The 22,697-nt window shown below is 46.7% G+C and carries 23 protein-coding genes and 1 pseudogene; 3 read left to right on the plus strand and 21 right to left on the minus strand.

What is annotated here, in order from left to right; translation table 11 throughout:
- Positions 1–716 precede the first annotated feature (716 nt).
- The 20 genes and pseudogenes from LI015_RS10020 to LI015_RS10120 form a co-directional block, all read right to left on the minus strand.
- Positions 717–1,640: pseudogene (locus LI015_RS10020) on the minus strand (type IV secretory system conjugative DNA transfer family protein); the annotation flags it as partial.
- A 57-nt stretch (positions 1,641–1,697) separates the two neighbouring features.
- Positions 1,698–2,930, minus strand: a complete 1,233-nt coding sequence (locus LI015_RS10025; protein WP_227124839.1) for a DUF3991 and toprim domain-containing protein — start codon at positions 2,928–2,930, stop codon at positions 1,698–1,700.
- A gap of 230 nt (positions 2,931–3,160) precedes the next feature.
- Entirely contained in the window at positions 3,161–4,867 is a 1,707-nt protein-coding gene (mobP3, locus tag LI015_RS10030; protein ID WP_227124850.1) for a MobP3 family relaxase, read from the minus strand.
- Positions 4,868–4,903: 36 nt separating this feature from the next.
- Complete coding sequence (locus LI015_RS10035; RefSeq protein WP_227124853.1) at positions 4,904–5,311, minus strand: hypothetical protein; 408 nt, start codon at positions 5,309–5,311, stop codon at positions 4,904–4,906.
- A gap of 292 nt (positions 5,312–5,603) precedes the next feature.
- Positions 5,604–5,888 (minus strand): hypothetical protein, encoded by a 285-nt coding sequence (locus LI015_RS10040; protein WP_227124854.1) that lies wholly within the window; start codon positions 5,886–5,888, stop codon positions 5,604–5,606.
- A gap of 493 nt (positions 5,889–6,381) precedes the next feature.
- Complete coding sequence (locus LI015_RS10045; protein ID WP_227124856.1) at positions 6,382–6,666, minus strand: DUF6103 family protein; 285 nt, start codon at positions 6,664–6,666, stop codon at positions 6,382–6,384.
- Positions 6,667–6,701: 35 nt separating this feature from the next.
- Positions 6,702–7,685: a DUF5688 family protein gene (locus tag LI015_RS10050; protein ID WP_227124858.1), complete on the minus strand. Its 984-nt coding sequence runs from the start codon at positions 7,683–7,685 to the stop codon at positions 6,702–6,704.
- Positions 7,686–7,736: 51 nt separating this feature from the next.
- On the minus strand, positions 7,737–8,114 hold the full coding sequence (locus LI015_RS10055; RefSeq protein ID WP_227124860.1) for a DUF6103 family protein: 378 nt from the start codon (positions 8,112–8,114) through the stop codon (positions 7,737–7,739).
- Positions 8,115–8,135: 21 nt separating this feature from the next.
- Entirely contained in the window at positions 8,136–9,293 is a 1,158-nt protein-coding gene (locus LI015_RS10060; RefSeq protein WP_117626429.1) for a C40 family peptidase, read from the minus strand.
- A 21-nt stretch (positions 9,294–9,314) separates the two neighbouring features.
- Entirely contained in the window at positions 9,315–10,856 is a 1,542-nt protein-coding gene (locus tag LI015_RS29000) for an amidoligase family protein (RefSeq protein WP_330628623.1), read from the minus strand.
- Positions 10,853–12,661, minus strand: a complete 1,809-nt coding sequence (locus tag LI015_RS10075) for a helicase HerA domain-containing protein (RefSeq protein ID WP_330628622.1) — start codon at positions 12,659–12,661, stop codon at positions 10,853–10,855. Before LI015_RS10075 ends, LI015_RS29000 begins: the two co-directional genes overlap by 4 nt.
- A 34-nt stretch (positions 12,662–12,695) precedes the next feature.
- On the minus strand, positions 12,696–13,295 hold the full coding sequence (locus LI015_RS10080; protein ID WP_227124862.1) for a hypothetical protein: 600 nt from the start codon (positions 13,293–13,295) through the stop codon (positions 12,696–12,698).
- Positions 13,292–13,555 carry a hypothetical protein gene (locus tag LI015_RS10085; RefSeq protein ID WP_002570011.1) on the minus strand — a complete coding sequence of 88 codons (264 nt, stop codon included), beginning with the start codon at positions 13,553–13,555 and terminating at the stop codon, positions 13,292–13,294. Before LI015_RS10085 ends, LI015_RS10080 begins: the two co-directional genes overlap by 4 nt.
- A gap of 22 nt (positions 13,556–13,577) precedes the next feature.
- Positions 13,578–13,949: a DUF7768 domain-containing protein gene (locus LI015_RS10090; RefSeq protein ID WP_117626426.1), complete on the minus strand. Its 372-nt coding sequence runs from the start codon at positions 13,947–13,949 to the stop codon at positions 13,578–13,580.
- Entirely contained in the window at positions 13,946–14,848 is a 903-nt protein-coding gene (locus tag LI015_RS10095) for a conjugal transfer protein TrbL family protein (RefSeq protein ID WP_038269142.1), read from the minus strand. The genes LI015_RS10090 and LI015_RS10095 overlap by 4 nt, the downstream gene beginning before the upstream one ends.
- Positions 14,849–14,887: 39 nt before the next feature.
- A complete protein-coding gene (locus LI015_RS10100; RefSeq protein WP_024725811.1) occupies positions 14,888–15,304 on the minus strand; it encodes a hypothetical protein in 417 nt (138 codons plus the stop codon).
- A gap of 734 nt (positions 15,305–16,038) precedes the next feature.
- Complete coding sequence (locus LI015_RS10105; RefSeq protein ID WP_227124864.1) at positions 16,039–16,431, minus strand: DUF3379 domain-containing protein; 393 nt, start codon at positions 16,429–16,431, stop codon at positions 16,039–16,041.
- 1 nt (position 16,432) lies between these two features.
- Positions 16,433–17,527 carry a recombinase RecA gene (gene recA / locus LI015_RS10110; protein WP_227124866.1) on the minus strand — a complete coding sequence of 365 codons (1,095 nt, stop codon included), beginning with the start codon at positions 17,525–17,527 and terminating at the stop codon, positions 16,433–16,435.
- A 58-nt stretch (positions 17,528–17,585) separates the two neighbouring features.
- Positions 17,586–17,918 (minus strand): hypothetical protein, encoded by a 333-nt coding sequence (locus LI015_RS10115; RefSeq protein ID WP_227124868.1) that lies wholly within the window; start codon positions 17,916–17,918, stop codon positions 17,586–17,588.
- A 141-nt stretch (positions 17,919–18,059) separates the two neighbouring features.
- A complete protein-coding gene (locus LI015_RS10120; protein WP_227124869.1) occupies positions 18,060–18,299 on the minus strand; it encodes a hypothetical protein in 240 nt (79 codons plus the stop codon).
- Positions 18,300–18,792: 493 nt separating this feature from the next.
- Here LI015_RS10120 and LI015_RS10125 point away from each other — a divergent pair, with 493 nt between their 5' ends.
- Positions 18,793–19,302, plus strand: a complete 510-nt coding sequence (locus LI015_RS10125) for a hypothetical protein (RefSeq protein ID WP_227124871.1) — start codon at positions 18,793–18,795, stop codon at positions 19,300–19,302.
- A gap of 744 nt (positions 19,303–20,046) precedes the next feature.
- Here the strand turns inward: LI015_RS10125 and LI015_RS10130 are convergent.
- Positions 20,047–20,634, minus strand: coding sequence for a LytR/AlgR family response regulator transcription factor (locus LI015_RS10130; RefSeq protein ID WP_227124873.1), 588 nt, complete (start codon positions 20,632–20,634; stop codon positions 20,047–20,049).
- A gap of 185 nt (positions 20,635–20,819) precedes the next feature.
- On the opposite strand from LI015_RS10130, the gene LI015_RS10135 reads away from it, so the two are divergent.
- Positions 20,820–21,197, plus strand: a complete 378-nt coding sequence (locus tag LI015_RS10135) for a hypothetical protein (protein ID WP_227124875.1) — start codon at positions 20,820–20,822, stop codon at positions 21,195–21,197.
- A 115-nt stretch (positions 21,198–21,312) separates the two neighbouring features.
- Positions 21,313–22,697, plus strand: a 1,385-nt coding sequence (locus tag LI015_RS10140; RefSeq protein ID WP_227124877.1) for a leucine-rich repeat domain-containing protein, incomplete at its 3' end; no start/stop codon positions are given.

Consider the following 22,697-nt stretch of genomic DNA (forward strand, 5'->3'; position numbering starts at 1 on the left):
CGGAGCATGATTTTCTCAGGCTCAATCGCCTTAGTCATACCAGAAGCTACGAAGAATATACCTGTTATCTGTTATTCTCTAAAATGACTTGTGGCTGTTGCTCCATCTTCATTACAAAGACTTCATCGCTCATGCCACTACTCTCACTGCAATTAAGGAAACTTATTTATTCGCTTCCACCGCTTCATCGGTACGCAATTACCTCTGCGTTTGCAGCTTTCCACGTTCCGATAATCCTATCTTTCCCATATACCCGTAGGTGCTTGCTTTAAGCCTGTGCGCTGGACGGAGCCTGTAACTCCGCATGGTATTTCATAAACAAAATTCTTACTTTACCACACGCACCCTCAATGAAGGATATACATTTCTGCATACTAATGGTTTAGACTCGTACATTCGCAAGTTCGTCAAATTTCTCATTCTCACCATAGGTACTTTATAGACCCCCGGCATATAGGCAACACCATCCACCTCTGGACAGTTTTCCACAGCTTGACCTGTTTGGGTTACTCTCTGCCGACTTCTCCGAGCTTTACACACAGCTGTGATTGCGTTTACTATGCATATCGGAGTATTAGGGCGGCGTTTCAGGGCGTTACCCCATCATTCCACCTGTCGAATTATCAGTTCTACAAGTTCGTAATTGTGAAACTCCTTTCAATTTTCCATTGATTTGACCTTGTGCCTAACCTTTTCAGTTAGGAACGTGTCGCACTCTGCTCCATCTCCGAATCCAGAAATGCATTTAAGCGTGACATGGCGGTGGAGAGTACGGAGGACATGGCCTGATCCGCTGTGTTTAACGCTGCTCCAGCAAACCATTTTGCCTTATGGTCTGCCGGCAGCTTCTGCATCAGCAGTTGAAACTGGTTCTTTCCCTTCACCGGCGATGGGGCAAGCAAATCCTGAATCAATTTAAATACACTCACGATATGACGCTGCTCTCTGGGACAGTATTCGGATATCAGCAGAATCACACTGGTGAGCAGTCCTTCCGCTGCATCATAGAAAAATGCATTCTGACCATAAGAGGAGGAATCCCCTCCCCCGGAGCTGATGATGGTTTTGGCGGTTATCTTCGCATACTTCTCTGCCTTGGCCTTGTTCGCCAAGTTTGTCGGTTCCTCCAAATACAGATCCATATATTTGTTTACCATTCCAAGGATATTGTCTCCGTCCGACCTGGTCGGGTTTCTCAAATCCAGAATGGAGATATTGTAGCCATAATATTTTCTCGCAATATTGGCATAGTTTCTGTACAGATCTCCCTTTGTATCGGTACAGATAAAGCTCATCCCGCTGGCACAGGCATATTCAATATTCGGGTAAAGAAAATATGCTGTCTTACCCACACCTGCTGCTCCAATCATGAGTGTATGGACATCATCTGTATCAACCAATGCTCTCACTCTTTCTCCTTTGAAGATTCCCCCTACAATTAATCCCTGTACCTCCGGCAATCCCCGTCCCTTCCTCCATTCCTTTGGAAGATATTCAACGTGGGTGAATGTCTTGCGGATTTCCTGTTTTGATGCAAAACGGGCGGTTCCATGTTGACCATCCCCTACCGTTTTACTTTTAATTCCATCCAATGTATAATGGCAGGATATCATTGCAATCCCGCCAATCACCACAAACATAAAGAGCCCTATGACAATGAGCAATGTCACACCAGAACCATACACGCCATTCCCCTCCTATCCTCCAACACATTCCATGCCAGCATATGATATCTCCCTTCCTAATTCCTCCCTCTTTTTTTCTGCTGTCACATTTATCTGGATATGGAGTCTCAGACAAGCAAGGGTTAATTGTTCGAGAGAATCCTTGTTTATTTCAACCCCATCTCTGCAGGATAGCTGTTTATCACAATGAAGGAGGTGTTCTGCAATCCTTTTTAATTCCTCAGATTTGGCCCGCATCTTTCCTCTGTCACGATGTGGCTGGTAAGACCTAAAAACCTGGTTCGCAAGCTGTTCTCTGGTATAAGATGGTTCTTCCATCCTCTGAATTTCCAATAACCGCTGGAATCCAGCTGCGGCCATATCCTCCAGACACATAAGAATCTCCGCTCCATGGTCTTCCTTATATGTTTCCTGCCGCTGTGTTGCCATCCTTAAGTGATGATGGGAATCATGAATCTGTTTTAGAGTTTCCTCTTCTGTGCATGGCCGGTCTGCAAGGTTTTTCAACCAAACACACAACTTCATGCACTGTTGGAGTTTGGGATGTTCTCTGGCTGGTACCGGCTGAATTCCATGCATTTCCTTCAGGTCTTCATTCCAGTCCTTATTCCTGGGTGCCAGACGTGATACCTTATCATACCCCTTTCCATTCAGTATTTCCTTTAACCGATAGCATCCCTCAATACCCGCAGGATCATGGTCTAAGCATAATATGATTTCCCGTATCTGCGGATGACTGTAAAGAGCCTGGAGCATTGCATGTTCAGCTAATCCATCAAGACAGACATAAGTCTGCTGCGTCCATCCACAAGGATAAAGTGTGAGGAACGACAATAAGTCAATAGCTGCCTCGAATACATATAGCTTTAAACCTTTTCCACTGTATCCGAATCCATAGGCAGGGTCTGAACCTTCCAGATTGAGACGGAAGCTTTCACCATTTGTATAGGTCCCTTTCATATGGGCATGCCGTGCATTTCCTTGATTGTCAAAGCCAACGAACACAACATTGTGCCGCTTCTTTTCTTCATAGATAATCCCCTTATCAATAAAGAACCTGAGTATTCCATAATCAATGAAACGTGTCCTGGAAAGATAGGCCATGACACGTTTCGCATTCTCGTATGGCTCCGGAAGTTGGAATCTTCCCCTGTTTTTTGTTTTTAAGGGTATACTGCCACCTTCCCTGATGACCGGCTGATAGTTACCTTCCAACAGAGACTTCATTGCCTCAACATAAGTCATGTCATAAAACTCCTGCAGGAATTGAATCGGAGAACCGCCATACTTGCAGCTATGCCGGTACCAGATGTTATCACGCACCGTCACACTGTCATGACGTTTCCAACGCCATTCGCTTCCAGACGGTTCCATCTCCTCTCCCTGGCGGGTAAGGAATTCCACCAGATTGACAGCCCCGGCCCGTTCCTTTTCTTCTTCTGTGAAAGCGATGTATTCCAATCAACATCCCCTCCTTATCCACGGATTCCTTGTGCCATTTTCTTTGCTTTGAGTTTTTGTCTCCTTTTAAGGTCAATCCATTCCATGTTTCTGCTCTGGTCCTCTTTTATCTGCTCTTTAAATATTCCTGACAGATGGTGGAACAGACGGATGATGCCTGATTGAAGCTGTACCCTGACCCATTCATCTTTATGCGCCAGAAGGTATGCTGCGTATGGATTCCCCTGGTCCATACTTTTCTGCAGCCAGAACATGCCGCTTTTCACATCCCTGACCATCGGTTCAAACAGATAAATTTTACCCAACAGATACTGGGCATTCTGATTATCATGTCCTGCACTGTGGTTTAGCCAATAGATGTATGCTCCCAGATTCCTTTCTATGGCCTGTTCTTTATAGAACTTAGTTCCAAGCTTATATGCCACATTCGGATTCACCAGTCCCGCACTCTGTACGGCATCCCCATTTTCTATGGATTCTATCTCATAGAGAATATCCTCCTCTGTCATAGCACCTTCCGGAAGCTCAGGTCCATCTGCTTCGCTCTCCATATTCTTCACAATCGTCCGGCCCATATCATCCATCTGCTGTTCCAGGTTCCATGTTCCGGCCGGTTCCAACTCCATAGCCACGCGGATAATTATGTTCTTGATTTGTTTGAATTCTTTCTGCTTGGAAAGCGGCGGCGGCTTCGGCATCTGGTCTGAATAGGTGTGTAAGATTTCCAACCTGAAATCATACCATTTTTGATAACATTCAGCTACGATAGGATTCATGGCCAGTTCATCCACAATCCGGTTCACCTGTTGTTTCACCCTCGGCGGAAGATAACCATATACCTTCTTTCCTTTTGTCCGTCTCAGGCTTACCGCTAACTGCAGCAACAGCTGCTCCAGATTGTCACCTCCTTCCCATGCATCCTCAATCTTTTTGTACAATGTTTTCAATGTATCCTCACCTGCTTGTACCAGTTCATTTCGCTGCAGAGTCTGCGCTTGATACAGTTCATACATATCCTGTTTAAATATTTCTTTTGCATACACCGCACGCATCTGCTCAATTCCTTTCTGGGTGACATAGCCCTTTCCCGGGTCGTGGGAATAGGCAATGATGTGGACATGAGGATGATGTCCCTCATTATGGAATGCTGCATACCATACCAACTCCTCCGGCGGGATTTTCATTGCTTCCGCCATCTGCATCCGCTTGCTGCGCAGCAATGCTTCCCAGCTCTTTACAGAATCATAGCCAAGTCGTCCGGCATCCTCCCGCCGGATAGATAGGACGAAGGTCCATACAGGTCCTTCATGTCCTGCCACCTCTTTCTGCACCTTGGATAACATAACCGGAACCCCTGCATCCGTAAACAGACCATGTGTACCAACCTTCTCCACACCTGGACGGTTTGCAATATAATCCACATAATTTTCCTTCTTGGCTATCAGGTCAATGTTCTGCTCTATGCACACGCTTATGAACGCTGATACATTACCCATAGTCGGATTCACTTGATAGTCCTGGTACTCATAAGTTTCCCGAATCTCCTGAAACATTTGGACTAATTCAGCTGCCAACTGCTTTTGTCTGGCAGTTGGCGGAAGATGTTCGTGTGTATTTCTGGCTTTCTCCGTCCCCTCCCGTGTTGCAATGTAGCGTACCAGATGAGCCAGATGTGCCTTTTCGTGTTTGATATAACAGCACTTCAATATGATTCTTGGCATCCAATCCTCCTTGTCTCCGAATCATCTCCTGCTGTACTATTTCCCCTTCTGATATTCTACGACAGATGCAAGATTCACCGAACCGTTCGTATGCTTCACATCCTGGATACACTTACCCCTCAGTTTTTCCAAGATCTCCTCTCCCACATCATTCTGAGCCGCATACAGATTCATAAGCATGGAAAGTTCCACTGCAAGTTTGAATAATAACCTGGACGTCCGATTCTCAGACGCTTCCACGATACCGGACATGGCCGAGGTAAGTATAACCGGCAGATAGGGGCTGCTTTCCTTTGATAAAAGATATCCATTATAAAATGACAACGCCTTCTCAATGTATTCGCTCCGGCTTTTACAATTTCCCAAGTTCAGGCTCTCATCCATCCGCTTCACGGTCTTCGGATATAACCAGACCGGAATTCGTTTCTTCGTGTCGTCCTCCAAACACTCACCTCCATTTCAAGATAGCGCCTTCAGCTCTTTTTGTTTCACCCCATCCTTATTTACAAACTGGAACTAAGGGGAATTTTAAGTCAAAAAAAGACCATCACATGATGTGACAGTCTAAACTGTAGGCTTATAAACTTCTTTATTTACTCTATGCATAGAGCAGACGGCCCTTCGACTCTGGTATCTCACGCTTATGGTTCTTGCCGTTTCAATCCATTTATCGATTTCATCCAGTATCCACATACCTTGTCTGTATATTTCTATTCTAAATCACCTCCTTTTGGATTCATAATCTATATATCGTCTTCATCAAACGTATCCCATCCTTCACCCCTTCCTCATACAAATAGAGCTGGCATGCCAAATTCTCTTCCAGCATATCATCAATGCAGTCTTCAATCCCATCTCGTTGTTCCCCGCTAATCTGTTTAAACCACCCATCCAAACGCTCGTTCACCTTTTGCTGGATGACACGTTCTTCCGGTGTCTTGTTTTCCTGCCATTGACTGTCCAGTATTTCAACCATGAATGCCAGGATCTCCTCTTTGATTTTCCCTGTTTTCTGTCTCATCGGTATCTCTCCTTTTCATTTGACACCACAATACCGATTATCCTGATGAAAGTCCATATCCATATGTTATAAAAAACAAGGGGCATACCTGTCAGAACCACCTAAAAGGTGCACCCAAAAACAGTCTAAAAGCCTTGAACATACGCTATATTTCATGTGTTTAGACCACCTGAAGGGTGACCAGGCCTCCAAACAGGTGCACCTTGGCGGAAGCAGAAAACGCCCGCATTGCGGGCGTTTGTGACTGGGAGGGGAGCCTTTAGGTGCACCTCCCTTTAACCTGCACACAAATCGAACGCCGGAATTACCTCTGAAGTCTGCATGCTGATGGTCCATGATATCCCTGTCTCAGTACTTGATTTTACGCTGTTTTCTCAAATCCGCCCAAATTCCGTCGCTTTTTCCTAACATGCTCGGTACTCCCACTCTCCTCTGTAAAAGCCCACACGCTGGCTTACCGTGCGTCACAGGCCTGGTTTATCCGTACGCTGTCTTACGAATTCTCCGTGCTCCATGTTCCTTCCCCTGTTTCCAGTATTCCCTCATTTGCCCGGTTGGCAGTGTTCCGCCGTTCCTGGCTCCTCACGCCAGTCCTCCCTTCACATGTTTCCCGGCTTTCAATATATTCCCTGACGGCCGGCGGCACATATTTTTCATATAATTTCTGCAGGGTATGCAGAAGTTCCACCTCCAGATCCGCCTCTTTCTTTATCATATACTTTTCCAATGCCGACAGTTTCTCTTCATCATATTTCAGTTGGATGATTGCCTTTTTCAAAATAAACCTCCCTCGTTCAATAAATACTTCTTGACTTAACTCAAAAAATCCATCCGTCCCATATCCGGTCCGCCATTTATATCAGCGTCCATTTCGATTTCCTCGCCTGCCTGATGGATGGACAACTCCTGTTTCTGGACATCATAATAGTAGACGTGGTCTGATAGGACTTCCTCTTCTCCCACCTCATTTTGGTTCACGAATCGGACTATATCTTCTAAACCATCGTATATTCCAACATCAGGTATAACAAGCCATTCATGAATGGATGATGGCAGAAGGAAAAAGTTTCCTCCCTTGGCGGCAGCAAGCTCCTTCACTGCTTCCGGATATAGGATGCAGGAAGCACCAAATAATCCATCCTGTGATGTCAAAACGCTACAATCTAAAAACGAATCCAAGCCATCCTCTTCAGGAGTTTCTTCCATTCCCAGGCTTTCGTTTAATCCATGAATGACATCCTCTAGGTTCCAGATGACGTATGGGGCATTTTCTCTACGGTTATCCATGGCCATCTGAAAAAGCTCATCTTCATGGATTCCCATTCCGGCAATCATATGGTTGGTCAGTGTTGCATCGATTATCCCCTCTCCCGTATCCTGAATGATATATTTATAAATGACTGCCAGGTCAGCAACCATCCGATGTGGTACATGGGATAGGAGTTCCCGATTCCGGTCCACATTGATCAATTCCATACGGATATTCTTTAAGATTCTGTCCTTTGTAAAATAAGAACCATTCAGCTGGATTCCCAAGTTTTCCTCCTCAACTGTTTTCATTAGCTGGTCAATAATCTCGTCCATCTTCTTTTTTCCTTTACTAAAATCAGCATAAAAGGAGTTCATTACAATGCCTGGTTGTTGTAGCTGGCCTGGCTTTTTTACGACAATTGAACAACTATTTTCCCGGTTCACCCTCTCCCGGTTCTTAATTGTCACCGAATAATCCTGTCCCATCTCCTTATATCTTTCTTCCATTCTCTTGGCTACTGTTGATATGAATTCCTGAAAAACCATGTTAGTTACCCCTCCTTCCACAGTAATATCCTGGTATCATTCTGCCGCATCTTACATCCCCATCTGCATGCCAGGGCCGTCTTCCTCCTGTACGTCTTCATCTAACTTGGGCGCATCTGGTTTCTGTACAACCGTCTGACCGGTTTGGCGTTCCTGCCGTTTATTCCGTTTTGCCTCTTTGACTGTTTCCTTTGTTCCTGGTGTGTTTTCCTTCCCTGCTTCCTGATTTTCCTCTGTTTCAGTTGCAAGCTCGCCTGTCATCTGGAACTGAATGAAGTCCCTGGTCTGTTTCGGTACGGTACGGTTATACAGTCTGTCCAGCTGTTCTTCTAACAATGGCTCCAGATTCTGCTGCTCACGATTTAAGAAATATAACAATACATTCAGTTTTTCCTCCGGGAATCCAATTGTGATATTCTTCTTTGCCATGGTCATATCCTCCTTGCATTTCTATATTGGTTTGTGTTCGTTTCTATAATTCTCCTGTTCACTTTTTCCGGCTGTACTGAGCAGAGCCGGACGTCCATATAAAACCTGTTTGTCTGCATCGAACAAGTTCCTATAAACTACTTTGCCACGTGAGGAGGATGCATCGACGACCATTCCGTTACCCGCATACATTCCCACATGGGTGATGTTCATGTATCTTCCATTCGGTTTATGGGACCAGAATATCAGGTCCCCCGGTACAAGACTGGCCCTTGTCACCACCAGTCCACGCTCCACACAGTACTGCGCCTGCTCCGCTGCCGTGCCTGGAAGACAGACACCCAGCTGCCGGTAGGCCCATAGGGTAAGATAACTGCAGTCCGTATAGTCCCCCTGTCCGCGCTTTGCTTGGGAATATGGATCTCCCAGTCGGGTCATGGCAAGCTGCACAGCCAGACTTCCCGCCTCCCCCTCCGGCAGATCACTACAGATAGCCTCGTAGGCTTCAGACGACAAGGTCCCATTCCATTCAGACCATTCCCCGAATCCATCCCCCTCCGTTGGTGCGCCTACTCCATACACCATCCGGTAATATATTTCAATCGCATTGGCCTGGTCTATGTCATTTACTGCCCGGAGGCGTGAACGGATGTTGCTGTAAATCTCTGTCTGGCTGGTAAGCGGAACCGCCACCAGATAGGTTTCCTCTGTTGTATTCCCATCATCATCTGTCTCTTCCCTTGTCCGTTCTTCATATCTCACGAAGCAGTCCACGAATTCCTGTATCACGGATAATGAAACAGGGAGGCCCTCATAATCATAAAAAAGGGAATAGAAGATGGACTTTACCATCATTCTATCTATCTCTCCTTCCTCAATCATTCCGGTAACTTCGTCGATTACATTTCCTATCCGGTTGAAGCTGTTCTGCATCCCTACAATGAATGCCCGATATTCCTCCGGTGTCTTTTCCGGTAACTTTCCATTCTCGAATACGGTCCTTACCGCATTCTGGTTATGTTCGGTCATCCCGGAAAGCATACCCATTATGAGTAGAATAACCACGAGGACAGGGGATAGAATGAGCCCAAATATGGTCGCCATCCGTTTCCTATGTGATTCATCGGCTGCCGCCAGGATGGATGCCTTTGCGATGGCTGCCAGCACAGGTGCTGCCATACTAACTTACCTCCTTCCTCATCATCTGAGGGAGTCCATCCCTGTCATCCCTTCCTGCTGTCCATCCTCCTGCATGGCCAGCCGTACTGAATCATTGACAGCCGCCTCCAGGACCACTGGGGCAAACCCTGCATTACGATAGCCTTCCCGGATGATATTCAGGTACCGGGATGATGGTCGGCCAAAGGATTGACTCGGAGTCATGACATATACCATGGCCTCCATCTGCTCTCTTCCCATGGATACCTCCACCTGTTTCTTCTCATATAGGTGGGGATAGCCCTCATATCGGTCCAGTGCCAACTCATCATCCCCCTGGATTCTCCATATCATGACAGGTACACAGCTGCCCTGTTTAGGCTCGATGGTTGCAAACGCATTTTCCCGACGGCCTCTGAAGAGCAGCTCATAATCCATCAGTTCCGCCAGCCCAACAACCCTGGCGGTGGGACATCGGCGTCTCATCTGTGTCAGGCTCAGGTTAGAGCCATATGCTACATATAACTTTCCCTCTTCCATTTTTTCCTCCATTCCGGTTTTCGTCATAGGATTCGATACGTCTCTTCCTTCCAAGTTTTCCTTTCCTTCCTGATTCGCGTTCTCCTCCATTTCACGTCTGGCCCGCAGACGCTCCTTCTGCCGCTCTGCCTGAGCCGGGTCCTTCCACGCGATACAGCCGTCCAAATGCTCAAGCAGATGCTTTCTGGTGTTGGCGAACTCCTCCCCTATCAATCCCAGGCGAAGCAGCCAGGTACGGAAGGTATATTTTTCATTTGTGCTTGTGGTCTTCCTTCTACTGGCACATTTCTGGATAAGCGCCTGATAGCTAATGGCCAGGCATAGATGGATATATGCCTTTACTTTTCCGGCGTGGGTCGTGGAATTAAACAGTCTAAACTCAATCGTTCCCTTTTGGAATACGGAGTGCAGATTCAGGCAATGGTAACGTGTCTTATCGTAATGCTTGCTTCTCCTGCTTCTTCCCCCATACCAAATCAAGCTTACCTCATCCATATTTCTCGGCTTCTTCCGGTTCATCTCATCTAAAAAAGTCTCATCCACTGGTCGGCAGTATTGGTGTTTCCGTGCCACCTCAACCTGCAATGCCTTATAGATTAAGTCCTCCTTGCTGGCCATGATGTTCGTGATATTCCTCAAAGTCCGTGCATTGTGAGAGGTGGCATCCACATGGATATGAATACCGCAGGACTTATTAGCGATGGCCCCACCGTGTCGAAGTTGGCGAACAATCTCCTGTATATCCGGAATATCCGGGTATCTGCAGATGGGACTTACCACCTCCACCTTGTATTCGTCATTGGCAATTCCACTTTTGCATTCTACTTTTATACTGCTATCTAACACAACACGCCACTGACGCCCTTCCCTGTCCGGTATCTCATAGACGTAATAAAAACCGCCAATATAAACTGGCGTGGTTCCCATATAATTTCCAATGATATCAGCCGCCGCCCTGCGTGTAAGCCCGGTCAATTCTATCTCAATGCCGAAGCGCTGCTCTCGCATCCCCGGTACCTGTTTGTTTTCCTGCTGCTTTGTCATCGCCCTCCCGCCTTTCCGAACAGTCTGGCCTTATAGGGTGGTGCCTGGACCATCAGGTTATAACGTTCATTCCCGCATTTATAAAGACATACGCCCCTCTGAGGATACTGAATCAAGTTGTATTCACTCTTTTCTAACTGGAGGGTATCCATATAGAAACCTGCATCCACGGCCCCTGCGTTGAACAGGAAGCTGTGTGTCGGGATAGCGAAAAGCGGCTTGGTATATTCGGCAATTCCCGGCAGGTTGTAGTCTTCCAGGTTCTGACTTGACAGGATAACAGCGCTGTCCTTCTTACGGACCCGTTTCATAAAATTTCTGACGTACTCGACCGCCGTCAGGTTGCTGAGGAACAGATAGAACTCATCAATGCTGGCAGCCGTCCTGCCGTTGGTCAGGAGCGCGTCACTCATATAGGATAGAATGTTGAACAGCATTGCATTGCGTATGTTCTTGCTGGCCTGCAATAGTCCCTTGACACCGAACACGATGAAATGGTTATCCGTAATATTGGTATGCCCATCAAAAAAAGGAGCCTCCGCTCCTCTGCACATCGAGTGAAGCCCCAGAAGAATTTCCTGAAGGAGTTCTGCTGTGAACAGCTGGCGCCTGGTATCATCAAATCCCTGGTATTCCCCCTCAATCAGCTGGTATAAATCAGAAAGAATGGGATAATCCATAGGTTTCAGTCTCTTGAAATCAGTCCTGTCCGTAAAACCAAACCGTTCATACAATCTCCCAACCATGATCTCAATGGCGTCAATATGCTGGTCTGTAAAATCCTTATAGGACCGGAAGAAATCCTTCAGGAATGAAATGTGCTGACTCAATCTGCTGGTCTGGCGGAATGCCATGGGGGCTCCTGTGTCATTCGGGCTTCCATCCTCGTCCCAGCACCGTATCTGCAGCAGATTGATTTTGTACTCGCCTGTCATGAGGTCAATGTAACAGCCGCCCAGGTTTTCCGCCAAATCCTGGTACTCTCCTTCCGGATCCAGGCATATGACATCCATTCCCGCTTCACGCATGATGCACAGAACCAGTTTTAACAGATACGATTTTCCCTGACCGCTGTTTCCCAGAATAAGGATGTTGGCATTGGTCTTATCCTCCGCACGCCGGTTAAAGTCCACGATGATGTTGCTCCCAAACTTATCCCTGCCCAGGTAGAATCCATTCGGATCCGTCTTCCCGGAATAATGGAATGGGTACAGGTTTGCAACACTGCTGGCCGGGAGCACCCGTTCATACTGTTCCCTGAACACGTTCCACCCGGATGGCATCACACTGAGGAACCCCTGCTTCTGTCTCATGAGCAGACGGTCCACATTCAACTTGGAACGCACAAGTTCTGTCAGGACTTCCGTCTGTAGCAGCTTAAGCTGTTCCGGATCCGCTGCCGTCAGTTCAATATATACAGCTGTATGCAGAAGCGGCTCTTTATTCCGATGCATCTGTGAAACAATGTCGGCCACATCCTGCAGGTTATTGCCTGCTGTGATGGTATCCTGAAGGTTCTCCGTACTCCCCTGCCGCATCCGGTTCTTATTGGCAGCATTGCTGATGATTTTCCGTTCCTCTGCCGGGGAAACCTGCCGGGTGTAGATGCGCAGGGTCACTCCATCTTTCTCGCCCAGGTTCCGTAGGATGGCCTGCTCCTCAGTACTGGTCGGGTACTCCCTGAGTGCCCATACACACCGGTAGGTGTTCCCGCACACATAATGGTCTATCTCAAATTGGATGATGGAAGGGCTGACCATGTCTATAAAATCCTTCACATATACCTCATCATCCCTCCGATTCATTCTTTCTCTTCCGATTACTGTTCCCTCCTCCCCATCAATGGTCATGGAATATGACCCATCGCTCACCATCTGATTCCTCGAACCGCTCCGTGGTCACGTTCTGTTCAAAATACACAGCCAGAACCCTGCGGATGTCATCTCCATTTGCCCTTCTTGTGGTGAATCCCTGGTCATTCAGGGTCTTTTCAATTCGATTCAGATACGGGACTACTTCCTTCTCTTCCTCTCCCGGAAGCCGCACAACAAGAATGAACTCCCGTGCCGTGGCCATCTGCACCTGGATCTGGTCCAGGAACTTCAGGTCCGCCTCAAGAAGTTTTCGGATGGCAGAATTTTCTTCCTCCTCTACCCGGTCCTGAATAAATTTCTTATTATCCTCAAAGTTCTCTTTGCTGTTCAGGCATAGCATCTCAAGCTCTGCCATTCCTTTTAGGACCGTCATGAGACCATATATTCTGGCAGCCAGGCTTGACTCCGACAGGACAGACAGGTTACTTGGATGAATCAGGAAAAATACCAGCTCACCATGTTCCATTGTCCGCAGGCTATAGTCTGTTATCTCCTGGATACCAATTAGCTGCCGTGTCCCTTCCTTCTTCTGTCCCGTCTTTTTATCCTTTTTTTCCTTCTTCATCTTCTTCTCCATTCATAGGTCTGCTGCCGGGTCACAAAAAAGGCACATGCATATAGGATAAAATCCCGGATGCGTGTGCCATCAAACTGGATGGAAAGGAAACCATATACGGTTGTCAATACCATAGGTACCAGGATATCACTGACCGAAAAACAGGCGATGGAGAACACGGCTCCTATACCTATAAATCCGATATCCCTTAAATCCCACAGCCACAAGGTGGCCCTTGCCCTTAGATGATCCGGATATAAATAGGTCATCTCATTTACCTCCTCCCTCCATTCATCCTATCTCCATTCCTGTCAACATTTCCTGCCTTTCATTTACCGATGCAGTAATTTCATCCCGTCCCACGAACCTCACCTCCTTCCCAATCCCATTGGCAAAAGCCAGTTCCTGCTTCATTCCTGCGGATATATGCTCCCCACATATCCATACACAGTCGCAGACTTCCATCAGCCTTAATCCCATTTCTATTCCCAGTCCGCGTTGTGCCGGATCTGTATCGTCCAGGAACGCAGGATACATCATATGTGGAATCACAGGTATGCCGCCCTGCATCATACAATATCGGCCTGCCTGCCCTGCAAAGGTAAGGTTAGCCTCAACATCCCCCGCATAAGGGCTTGCTATATACACCAGTCCTGTCATCATTTTGGTATCAGCGTCACCACCGTTCTTGTAAGATTAATTGCACTCTGGGCAGCATAGACGGAGCCCATCAGATTGGCCCTTGTACTTGTATCCATGCCGAACTGCCCCGCTATCCTTGGTACCTCACCACTGGCCAGCATAATTCCAAGCCCCAATAAGGCATGCTCTCGGATGACCAAAAGCCCTGCTGTCAGAAGGGTTGCCTGCAGGAAGGCTGTGAGACACAGACCAATCACCTGTTTGCACCAGTTCATGAAACCATCCACATATCCCCTGGGAACGGAAAACATATATAAACTCCCTACCGTAATCTGAGTGAGCAGGATTCCCCCTCGTTTAAGGTTGGCAAAGAACACCTTAATGATTGCATACCCCATCATGATGATAAGGAAGATGGTAAAGATTCCGTTTCCCGCCGGGTCCAGTCCACCATATAGGAAGGACAGGTCTGCCTCCTTCAATGAACCTGCGGATGACAGGTTATCCATGATGCCTGCGGCAAGTTCCGTGACTCCAACACCCTGTCCTGATATGGCAGCGCTTACCTGTACCTGAAGTGTGATAGCCAGCCGGTACAACTCCACCGGCACACTGGAAAATAATCCTACTGCCATAAAGCCTTTGATTGCATTGAGAGCTGTATCCTTCACACTTCCCCGTCCGGTCTGATATTCAATGGCACATTCAAATACCGCCACCACCAGCCCGGTCACATATAACGCCCAGGCAAGATAGACAAAAAAATGGACAATCCCCTGAACCCATACCAGATCAAATATCTCTGCGCCCATGTTTCCCATCATACCAAAAAACGAACTCAGAAAGCCTATCAGCTGTCCATAAAACCATTCAATGATATCCTCAAATACCGTATCTACGACAAAATCCCAAATGAACAACTCGTCTGCCCACACCTTTCCATCCGGAAGGCCGGATTATCAACACATCTGCTGGCCTTGTATTGGTTCTTGGAATGTCTCCACATAGGCCCTAACCGCATCAGCAAGCTTTTGGTAATCATCCTTGTTCGGCTGGTACACATACCACTCGGTTTTTTCCCGGTACCTCCATATATGGGGGCTAATCCCTTCCCCAAAGTTAGGATTTCCTGTCTTTTTTATTCCCCACAGGTCATGAAAATGCAGCATCATGTTATCTATCTCACCCTCATTTCGGTTCAGCAGGGTGACTTTTAATGCTTCATATTGGTCTGCAACACCACATGTCGTAAAACGAATTTTTATCCGTATATTATTGTCCAGTCTTCCATAGCAGGCATTCCCAATAAAACGTTTGTCCATAAAAGCAGTATCATCTGCAAAGAGTTTTTTAAGTTCCTGTTCAAAAAAAGTCATGCCATCCTCCTTTAATCCTAAATACAGTTGCGTATTCACGCTGTCCTATGATACATTCTAACCTACAGAAATATACACACGTTCCTTCAAATCGCCCCCTTCGGCCCGATTGTGACCGATAAGAGAAGCACCTGAAGATGTCCTGCCAGGTCTGTCATATATTCCTGCCAGCCAGTCCAATCATCTTCCCTGAACCAACCACCTCACTCCCATCTTATGATGCCATTTGTGAATTCCTCCTGCTGTACCTAAAGGTGTCTGCTATATAATACCGGACACATTGAAAGATTCAAAATCGTATTTTGGGTCTATGATTTTTACAATCGTAGCATCATATCATGTTCTTCACCTAATAGGGTGATACTGCGATCTATCTTTGAACACATATCCTTGACTCAGATAATATCAAGCTGCCAATGAGCTGCAATGGCATGTATTGTATCCTGCACAAGCTTGATTTCTTCTATCGCATCCAGTCCTTGCATATTTACCATTTCAGTGCGTATCGGTATAATCATTCATTATTGAGTTGAAAAACTAAATGGGTAGAATTCCGCACGAATCCTACCCACTATTTTTTGCCCTTTACAGTTTTAAGCTGTCTATAATTCATCAGTTTATTCAATGACAAATTTTTGCATTACCCTTCCATCTACTTCTGAAGCACAGCAGTGTACGGTTACAGTGCAGCCGCAGATTCTCCACATAGGATGGCCGGCCGTCAGGGGATTGAATCAAAATTCCTTCAATCCCTTCTGAATCGTTTTATTCAAAAACTCCTCTACCTCGCCAAATGGGATCTCAAAACGAATTGCAATTTCTTTATATAAAAACGCTTTCGCCCTATCCGCGTATTCAACTTCAAATTCATCATACCGCTTTTCTTTCATCCGCAGGTATACGCTTTTAATGATTTTTACCCATTCTATATCATCACATTCATCTAACGCCATTTGATACCGTTCTTTACGGAATTTGCTGTTTGGAGCTTGAAGCGTTTGAATGTAAGGTATTCTCTCAATTAGATCTTCCAATTCCTCTTTCGTACTGATTTCACGCACAACGCTGCCCGATGCCTCGTCTTTTTTCATAATTCCATCTGTTGTAATAACATATGTTTCTTCCATGCTAAACCTCCGTAAAAATATTTTCCTGCAGTTGCTTTTCCGGAATAGCGCTGCCAATTTCTTCCGCCACAGGTACTGTGGTGACTACATTCCCGATGCTATCAGCCTGCAAATGATAGTGTTCTCTGACTTTCTGCTCTACCTGCACCATAAAATCAGGATGCTCTTTCAGATACTCTTTGGTAGCTTCCCTACCCTGCCCCAGTTTCATATCATCAAAAGAAAACCAGGAACCGCTTTTATTGATTACATTAATTTCCACAGCCAGGTCAAGAATATCTCCCTCTCTTGATATACCTGTGCCATACATAATGTCGAATTCAGCTTCTTTAAAAGGCGGCGCGATCTTATTCTTTACTATCTTTACTCTGGTTCTGTTTCCGACACGCTCTCCGCCAACTTTTATCTGGTCAATTCTTCTTACATCAAGCCTTACGGATGAATAGAATTTTAATGCACGCCCTCCCGTAGTTACTTCCGGATTTCCGTACAGGATACCGATTTTTTCTCTGAGCTGGTTAATAAAAATTACAATGCATTTTGATTTACTTACGGCCGGAGTCAGCTTTCTCAATGCCTGTGACATCAAACGTGCTTGTAAGCCCATATGTACATCACCCATTTCTCCTTCAATCTCAGCCTTAGGCACCAATGCGGCAACGGAATCTATCACGATAATATCAATTGCTCCTGAGCGTACTAGCATTTCCGTTATTTCTAACGCCTGTTCTCCGTTATCCGGCTGTGATATGTACAACTCATCAATGTCTACACCTATATTTTTGGCATAATTGGGATCAAGTGCGTGTTCTGCATCAATAAATGCCGCTATGCCGTCTCTTTTCTGGATTTCCGCGACCATATGCAAAGACACCGTTGTTTTTCCGCTTGACTCGGGGCCATAAATCTCAATTACCCTACCTTTCGGTATTCCTCCCAATCCCAACGCAAGATCAAGACTTAACGCTCCGGAAGGCACAATCTCTACATTGCTGATTGCGTTTGGATCTCCAAGACGCATAACCGCCCCTTTTCCAAAGTCCTTTTCTATTTTTAATATGGCTGCATCTAAAGCCTGTTTCTTATTTTCGTTCATCTTCCTATCCTTCCTGCATACTGACAAAGAGCTGATTTCTACCAGACACATCAATACTCTAATACCAGCTGTAAGGCCTGCAGCTTTTCTTCGCTGCTGCTTTCCTTGCATTGATAGCTTTTGCCGTTTTTTCATGTATAAGTCTTAACTGTTCTTTTTGCATGATTCCATTTTCAACTTTCCACTGCTCCAGGTCCTTTTCTGCCTCTGCCTGTTTTTCATCATTTTCCAATCTCAAAAAGCCCTGAATACATGATGGATATAGAAACCTGCTTTTCTTATTTCCTTTAAAGAATTCTACATCCAGATATTTCCCATCAGCAGAGTTTATAACACCTTTGCCAAATGATTTATGTACCACATTTTCATCCAGCAACATACTGATTTCCATTATAATGCACCTCTCCATGTTTTTACGTGCGGAGCTCATAAGCTCGAAAGGCGTAAGTTACGGGATACCCGTAAGGGTATACTTAAAAGCGTGCATTTATCCTAAAAAGATAACTGCACGCTTTCGATACAAACATTACGTCTAATCCAGATAATTTCCTACCGGAGATGAATTATACTGTTTCCTGATCTCAATTATGACAGAGCCATCACTCTGTGTTTCTTCTGAAAAAATCTTGTATTTTGTCATACTTCTATCCAACTGTCCCTTGTATTTTTTCACTTCTTCTCCAACAAGTTTTACAGCATAATCATGGCCAACATCATCCTTTAACATGAAATGCAGTGTTTGCGTAATACACGCTGATTTTATCCTTTTCATGATATTCCTCCGTAAATTCAAAAATTTTATGTAATTAAATTATAAGCAAATTTTTTTTTAAATGTAAGTGATTTTTTTCGTTTTTTGTATATTTCGTCATTTTGCTGTTGTTAATCCTTAATTATATTGTTAATTTTTACCTATCTTTTGTATTATGTAAAAGGTTAGACGAAAGCTGTTTTGGAGAATTCATGATTCTCAGCCCAAAAAATATTGACAATTCTCATTTTTTTGTTATGATTATGTAATCAAGCAGCCAACAGCGTAGAATTTTGATTTCTATGCTGTTTTTTGTTTGTTTTAAGTTTTTAAGCAGTTTTTGTAATAAGGATTCCTTATGATAGATGAAGAAAATGGAGGTTATATGATGTAATTAGGAAGCACCTTACCCGAGAAAAAACACATAGTTAATGATAATACATTATGACATAATAGGTTCAGCGTAAAATCAATAATTGTAGATTTTATGCTCTTTTTTAGGAGGAATGATTATATGGATTTTTTTATGAAATTACCGCGTAACAAAAAAGAATTTGCTGTATTTATGGGGATTATATCAATTATTTCTGTAAATATTATAGCTCCTTTAATTACCTGTTTTGAAGCAGGATTTCATCTTTATGTCTGGCAGGATGTTTTAACGGTACTGCCTTTTATCTGGTTAAGTGTCCTAGCTATTGTTCTGCTGACATATATTCCGGCGGAAAAAATGACTGCTGGGATCGTTGCGCAAGATGACAGTTTCCATTCTCATATTGTAATAAATATTTTATGCACTGTTTTTCTAATGTCAATTTTACTGACTGTGATTGGGACATGGATTGGAACCCGTTCCATTACTTTAGAACCGATACATAATTTTTTTTACAAATGGCCTCGTAATTTCGCTATTTCATTATTCGTTGAAATGTGTATTGCGCAACCAATTGCAAGATTTGTGATTTTCAGAATACACGTATGGTGTGATCCACAGAAAAATATATTAGAAAAAACGTACAATTAAAAGAGTGGTTTACGGTTTATTCTATAAAATTTTAGTCTGTGCTTGTCTGCTTACTGTAAAAAAGCTCATACAAATATAATGTTTGTATGAGCTTTTTTATTGCCTGAATAGCAAAAAAACAGCTCAAAAGGCCGTATAGAACTTTATAGCGTCACGCGGAAAGCCTTGATTTCATGCGGGTTTGCGAATATCCGCCCCATTCTGTGTTAAAAGTTCTTGCAACATACTTTTGTAAAGTTGGGCGGGATTTGGGCGGGATTTTATCGCTTACATAACGGGAAAACCCTGCGCTAAAGTTTCGCATATGATAGCCGTTGTCTATCTTTGGAAGGACGGCGTGGGGTAAAGAGCGGTTTGCGAAAGCGGAATAATAAGGCCTCCAAACCCCTGACAGAATGGGCCTCTGCGGACGCCAAACCGAGGGGGCCTGTATCATTTCACCTGAACCCCCGAAAACGAGCTTCTATCGTTCCGCACCCCCACCCCGGTGTGAGATGTAACCCCGTCTCATGCCGGGGCTATTTTCATGCGCGACGGGAATCCTAATCCCACCGAAAACAATCATGGCAAGCAGGGAAGGAGTATATGCACTCCCGCAAAACGCTTGTTGGGTACTGGAACCCAAACCCCGGGAAAGAGCCGCCAACGGCGGCCTTTTTCATCGCCCCTAACGGGGCGGCTGCGCGTCCTGCCGGACGCTTTCAAACATGAAGCATACTTCCCAGCCGGTCAAGTCTCCCGTATTCAGCGCCCGCAAGGGCGCGTAGCCTTGTAGCATGGCAAAAACTGCGGGTAGGGGGCAAGCAGCCCGGCCAGCTCCCCGAAGGGCAGACGGAACCGGAAAACGCCCCGCCTGTCGGTATGGATTTGGGTATAATGCTCGTCCTTGTCGCACCAGAGGATTTCACGGAGCAGCACCTTTTCATGTTCCACCCGGACAAACCGGGCGTTCCGTATCTTCTCCACCCCGGCCAGCTCCATTGTCTTTTCAAAGTCGCCGTAGTCGTAGGGCTTAACCAGATACCCGCAAGCCCGCACCCCGTAGCTCTCGACGGCGTGGCTAACGCTTGTGGTAACGAACACCAGCGCCGCCAGCTTGTCCCGTTCCCGGATTTGACCGGCCGTGTCAATGCCGGAAAGCCCGTCCATGTACTGGTCGATGAAAATAACGTCCCACGCCGCCGGCTGGAATTGGGACAAAAAATCTTCCCCGCTGAAAAACTCCTCCACGGCGGGCGTTTCCCCGGCGTAATGTTCGTTTAAGTATTGATGCAGGCACTTCCGTAACTCCTCCCTGCACGATTTTAGGTCGTCTATGATTGCGGCTCTCATGTCAAAAGCCCTCCCTCCGCATCACAAAATTTTTTCGTTGTCAAGACCATTTTACCTTAAAAATCCCGTTTGGACAATGCAAGTTACGGCCAAAAATGTCAAGTTGCGGCCACCCCCTTGAAAAACGCCGTTTTTTCCCTATTCTGAAAGTGTAGAAAGCGATTTGGACAGGAAGGAGGCCGCGCATGTGGAGCATGATTGTCTGCGACGGCGACGGAGCGGAGCGGGAACAGTTGATGGATTTGGCCCGCCAATGTTTGGAGGAAATGGAGGTGGAGGCAGAGATCACGGGCTGCGCGGACTGGCCGGAGCTGGACGGCATGGTAAAGCGGGCGCTGCCGGACGCGGTGATCGTGGCGCAAGACAGCGTGGAGGGCTTAAACACCATCACCAGCGCGCGGCTCCTGTCCCGGAAAATCATCTGGTTTTCCGATTTGGATTTTGGGGTGCAGGCATACCGGCTGTGTGTGCCGTTCTTCTGCCAAAAGCCGGTGACGCGCTATAAGATGGAGCAGGCGCTTTCCCGGTTCATGGAAGTAAGCCAAGGGGCCGGGAAAGCATAGGATTTTCAAAAAAGCAATCAAGATGGTTTGGAAGGGGGTATTTCCCGTAGCTCCATAGGAGCTACGGGAAACGTCCCCTGACTGACCGCATACGAAACGATAGGAGGGAAAGTTTATGTTGAGAACGAGAAAACGGATAGGGGCGGCGCTGCTGGCCGCCGCGCTGGTGTTTTCCCAGCTGGGGGCCACGGCCTACGCGGTGGAATCCCCGGCAGGCACCGGCCTGTGTGAACACCACACGGCCCATGACGACGCATGCGGCTATGTGGAGGCCATACCGGGCCACGACTGCGGACATAAACACACGCCGGAATGCTACACCGACGAGCTGATCTGCGGCATGGACGAGGACGTGGAGCAGACGGCCACCGGCAGCGACGCGGGCCACACGCACACTGACGGCTGCTATCAGCTGGACTGCCAGCACGAGCATGACGCCGATTGCGGCTACATAGAGGCCGTTCCGGGTACGCTCTGCGGTTACGTCTGCGAAGTCTGCGCCGGGGAGCCGGACAAGGACAGCGGCAAAGAAACTCCCCCTGCCAGCGAAAACGATTTGACCCCGCCAAAGGAAACGGGGTCGGAAACCGTTTCGCCGGAGGGCGCGGAGACGGTCACCGTCACGGCCTTTGACAAGCTGGACGAGGCGGTACGATTCCAAACCGTCCCAGTCGGTACAAAGTTTAACGATCTGACCCTGCCCGCCACGCTGGGCGCGTCCGGCTATGTCGTGTCCGACGACACCGAACCCGTACCGACGCATATCCAGATCGAGGGCGTGACGTGGAAAGCGACCGGGGAGGACGACACCCCCGCCGCCTACGAGGAAGGGCGGGAAAAGCCCTGCAATTACTATTTCCAGCCGGGAGTGCCGGAGGGGTACGAGCTGGCCGAGAGCGCGGTGCTGCCCAAAATTGAAGTGCGCTACGGCTGGGGGAATCGCGCCAATACAAGTGATTATAATGCTGACGACGTTGCGGCGTTTCAGGCGATTCTTGCCGCGCACCCGGAATCCAACGTACTTAGCGGCGTGGACAACAACAACCCAGCAAGCTGGGCTACGGCTGGATTGGTACAATGGGACACCAGCAGCCCGAAAAGAATTACTGAATTGTTCTTATCTCTTAAGGGCTTGACGGGAACGCTTGACGTGGGAAGCCTGACGAAACTGACCGTTCTGTACTGCAAGAATAACCAACTGTGCACGCTGGACGGGCTGGGAAACCTGACGAACCTGACCAAGCTGTACTGCAACAATAACCAGCTGGACACGCTGGACGGGCTGGGGAACCTGACGAACCTGCAAATTCTGGACTGCTCCATTAACCAGCTGTCGGGAACGCTGGACGTGGGGAACCTGACGAACCTGACCGAGCTGTACTGCAAGAATAACCAGCTGGACACGCTGGACGGGCTGGGGAACCTGACGAATCTGCAAATTCTGGACTGCTCCACTAACCAGCTGTCGGGAACGCTGGACGTGGGGAACCTGACGAACCT

Origin of the sequence: Enterocloster sp. 210928-DFI.2.20 (genome assembly GCF_020554465.1) — a bacterium.
In the GTDB taxonomy this organism is placed as follows: Bacteria; Bacillota; Clostridia; order Lachnospirales; family Lachnospiraceae; genus Enterocloster; species Enterocloster bolteae.

Coding starts and splice junctions, on each gene's coding strand:
- mobP3 (WP_227124850.1), bottom strand. CDS start 4,867: ATGCCAAGAATCATATTGAAGTGCTGTTATATCAAACACGAAAAGGCA.
- LI015_RS10125 (WP_227124871.1), top strand. CDS start 18,793: ATGGATTTTTTTATGAAATTACCGCGTAACAAAAAAGAATTTGCTGTA.
- LI015_RS10100 (WP_024725811.1), bottom strand. CDS start 15,304: ATGACTTTTTTTGAACAGGAACTTAAAAAACTCTTTGCAGATGATACT.
- LI015_RS10060 (WP_117626429.1), bottom strand. CDS start 9,293: ATGGCAGCACCTGTGCTGGCAGCCATCGCAAAGGCATCCATCCTGGCG.
- LI015_RS10085 (WP_002570011.1), bottom strand. CDS start 13,555: ATGACCTATTTATATCCGGATCATCTAAGGGCAAGGGCCACCTTGTGG.
- LI015_RS10115 (WP_227124868.1), bottom strand. CDS start 17,918: ATGGAAATCAGTATGTTGCTGGATGAAAATGTGGTACATAAATCATTT.
- LI015_RS10055 (WP_227124860.1), bottom strand. CDS start 8,114: ATGGCAAAGAAGAATATCACAATTGGATTCCCGGAGGAAAAACTGAAT.
- LI015_RS10130 (WP_227124873.1), bottom strand. CDS start 20,634: ATGAGAGCCGCAATCATAGACGACCTAAAATCGTGCAGGGAGGAGTTA.
- LI015_RS10135 (WP_227124875.1), top strand. CDS start 20,820: ATGTGGAGCATGATTGTCTGCGACGGCGACGGAGCGGAGCGGGAACAG.
- LI015_RS10120 (WP_227124869.1), bottom strand. CDS start 18,299: ATGAAAAGGATAAAATCAGCGTGTATTACGCAAACACTGCATTTCATG.
- LI015_RS10040 (WP_227124854.1), bottom strand. CDS start 5,888: ATGAGACAGAAAACAGGGAAAATCAAAGAGGAGATCCTGGCATTCATG.
- LI015_RS10050 (WP_227124858.1), bottom strand. CDS start 7,685: ATGGTTTTTCAGGAATTCATATCAACAGTAGCCAAGAGAATGGAAGAA.
- LI015_RS10090 (WP_117626426.1), bottom strand. CDS start 13,949: ATGATGACAGGACTGGTGTATATAGCAAGCCCTTATGCGGGGGATGTT.
- LI015_RS29000 (WP_330628623.1), bottom strand. CDS start 10,856: ATGACAAAGCAGCAGGAAAACAAACAGGTACCGGGGATGCGAGAGCAG.
- LI015_RS10025 (WP_227124839.1), bottom strand. CDS start 2,930: ATGACTTATGTTGAGGCAATGAAGTCTCTGTTGGAAGGTAACTATCAG.
- recA (WP_227124866.1), bottom strand. CDS start 17,527: ATGAACGAAAATAAGAAACAGGCTTTAGATGCAGCCATATTAAAAATA.
- LI015_RS10075 (WP_330628622.1), bottom strand. CDS start 12,661: ATGAATCGGAGGGATGATGAGGTATATGTGAAGGATTTTATAGACATG.
- LI015_RS10080 (WP_227124862.1), bottom strand. CDS start 13,295: ATGAAGAAGGAAAAAAAGGATAAAAAGACGGGACAGAAGAAGGAAGGG.
- LI015_RS10105 (WP_227124864.1), bottom strand. CDS start 16,431: ATGGAAGAAACATATGTTATTACAACAGATGGAATTATGAAAAAAGAC.